Origin of the sequence: Pseudomonas sp. P20, assembly GCF_016463925.1 — a bacterium.
In the GTDB taxonomy this organism is placed as follows: Bacteria; Pseudomonadota; Gammaproteobacteria; order Pseudomonadales; family Pseudomonadaceae; genus Pseudomonas; species Pseudomonas aeruginosa.
This window is the reverse complement of record NZ_JAEMVM010000009.1, coordinates 409,665-410,358: the sequence shown is the minus strand read 5'-3', so window position 1 is coordinate 410,358 and position 694 is coordinate 409,665. Positions and strand designations below refer to the sequence as shown.

1 protein-coding gene is annotated in these 694 nt (G+C 63.8%); it reads right to left on the bottom strand.

Annotated features, from left to right (window positions below):
* Nucleotides 1-694: nucleoid-associated protein YejK (gene yejK / locus JHD77_RS14490; RefSeq protein ID WP_233412006.1), on the bottom strand; the 694-nt coding region annotated here is incomplete at both ends.

Here is a 694-nt window from a genome sequence, read left to right as displayed (position 1 = left end):
TGCTCCGCCTTGCGGCGCTTGAGCTGGTCGCGAAGCTGAGTGGGGAGGCTGCTGATCCGGAGTGTGTCGCGCTCCTCGTCGTACTCGATCCTGGAGCCCAGCAGGTGCGCCTCGAAGCTGATCGACAGGCCTTCGGCGCGGCCGGTGAAGCGGCGGAACTGGTTGAGGGTGCGCTTGTCCGCCGGGATTTCCGGCGACAGGCCGTAGTCCTTGTTACGGATGTAGTCGTAGAACGCCCGCGGTTGCTGGTCGTCCATCAGTTCCGAAAGCGCGTCGAGGGTCATCGGCTCGCCGATGCGCGCCTGGGAGGTGGCGTAGTCGACCAGCGTCTCGGTCTTCTCGCGGGCCTGTTCCTCGGCCATGTCCTCGCTTTCCACGAAATCGCTGAAGGCTTTCAGCAGGGTGCGCGTCTCGCTCGGCGAATCCACCCCTTCCTGGCAGCCGATGAAGTCGCGGAAATAGTCGGAGACCTTCTTCCCGCCCTTGCCCTTGATGAACGAGATGTACTGCTTCGACTGCTTGTTGTTGCGCCATTCGGAGATATTGATCCGCGCGGCCAGGTGCAACTGGCCGAGGTCCAGGTGGCGCGACGGGGTGACCTCCAGCGACTCGTTCACCGCCACGCCTTCGCTGTGGTGCAGCAGGGCGATCGCCAGGTAGTCGGTCATGCCTTGCTGGTAGTGGGCGAACAGGA